Raw genomic sequence first — 1375 nt, 5'->3', positions numbered from 1 at the left:
TCCCTACCGCGTCGACAACAGCCCGCCTCCCTTGCCGGACGCTTATGCCCAGATCGTCAGGAAGCACGTCACCAAGCTGGGATTGAAGGTGATGTTCGAGCCGGGCCGGCTGATCGTCGGCAATGCCGGCATTCTCGTCTCGCAAGTGATCTTCGTGAAGGAAGGCGACGCCAAGAATTTCCTGGTCGTCGACGCCGCGATGAACGATCTGATCCGGCCGACGCTTTACGACGCCTTCCATGACGTCAAGCCGGTGGTGCAGCAGCCGGCAGCAGCGCCGCGCATGACGGTCGACGTGGTCGGCCCAGTCTGCGAGACCGGCGATTATCTCGGCCTCGACCGTGACCTGCCCCGGCTGAAGGCCGGCGACCTGATCGCAATCGCCACTGCCGGCGCCTATGGCGCGGTGCAGGCCGGCTCCTACAACACCAGGCCGCTGGTGCCCGAAGTGCTGGTCGACGGCGACCGTTTCCATGTCGTGCGCCCGCGTCAGACCTATGACGAGCTGATCGGACTGGATTCGCTGCCCGATTGGCTGAGATAGATCATGATCCCGAACCGAAGGTCCACGTCAGCGAAAAGTGGGAACCGGTCTTCGGAAACAATCATGGTCAATAATAAGATCGCCTGCACCGCTACAGCCGGTGCTGAATGAGCGCCCTCGTCTCGGCGATCCTGCCTTCGTCGCGGCGATAGAACGTCCACTGCTTGATACGCTTGCTGCTGAGAAGGCCGGCCCGGGTGAGCACCCGCATATGCTCGCTGAGCGTCGCCTGGGTGATCCCCAGCTTTTCGGCGATCAGCAGCGCGCAGACGCCGTCCTCGACCAGGTCGCCATCCGCTTGGCGTGGAAAATGCGCGCGCGGGTCCTTCAGCCAGTCGAGGATTTGCAGCCTGCGCTCGTTGGCAATCGCCTTGAAGACATCGACCTCTTGCATTTAGCCATTTTGCTAAGTTACTAAGAGATGTCAATCCTTGGGAGCAGGCCATGCTTAACGGCAATAGCATCACACGCGAACGCATCGCCGCAATGGAACCCCGCATCCGGCCATTCGTGCGCCACACGCCGGTGCTGCGCGTCGACATGGCCGATTTCGGCCGTCCGCCTCTTGCCGTCGACCTGAAGCTCGAATGCCTGCAGCATTCTGGCTCGTTCAAGGCACGTGGCGCCTTCACCAATCTTCTCGAGCGGCCGGTTCCCAAGGCTGGCGTTGTCGCGGCATCGGGCGGCAATCATGGCGCTGCGGTCGCCTATGCCGCCATGCGGCTCGGTCACAAGGCGACCATCTTCGTTCCCGAAGTGAGCCCGCCGGCCAAGCTGGAACGCATCCGCGCCTACGGCGCCGAGCTGGTCGTCGGTGGCGCGCGCTATGCC

Annotated in this window: 2 protein-coding genes and 1 pseudogene; 2 read left to right on the top strand and 1 reads right to left on the bottom strand. The window is 62.9% G+C overall.

The window, feature by feature from the left end:
* Nucleotides 1–544 (top strand): annotated as a pseudogene (locus EOA86_RS34760) (diaminopimelate decarboxylase); the annotation flags it as partial.
* Between the two features lie 91 nt (nt 545–635).
* Here EOA86_RS34760 and EOA86_RS34755 read toward each other — a convergent pair.
* Nucleotides 636–938 carry a metalloregulator ArsR/SmtB family transcription factor gene (locus EOA86_RS34755; protein ID WP_127210612.1) on the bottom strand — a complete coding sequence of 101 codons (303 nt, stop codon included), beginning with the start codon at nt 936–938 and terminating at the stop codon, nt 636–638.
* A 50-nt stretch (nt 939–988) separates the two neighbouring features.
* Between EOA86_RS34755 and EOA86_RS34750 the strand changes: the two genes are divergently transcribed.
* On the top strand, nt 989–1375 hold a 387-nt coding region (locus tag EOA86_RS34750; protein ID WP_128345633.1), incomplete at its 3' end, for a pyridoxal-phosphate dependent enzyme.

The organism is Mesorhizobium sp. M5C.F.Ca.IN.020.32.2.1 (genome assembly GCF_004023105.1).
GTDB lineage: Bacteria > Pseudomonadota > Alphaproteobacteria > Rhizobiales > Rhizobiaceae > Mesorhizobium > Mesorhizobium wenxiniae.
The sequence above is the reverse complement of the archived record's forward strand: the minus strand, read 5'-3'. Positions and strand labels throughout refer to the sequence as shown.

Bases quoted from the DNA above. Each gene is read 5' to 3' on its own strand.
- EOA86_RS34755 (WP_127210612.1), bottom strand. From the start codon at position 938: ATGCAAGAGGTCGATGTCTTCAAGGCGATTGCCAACGAGCGCAGGCTG.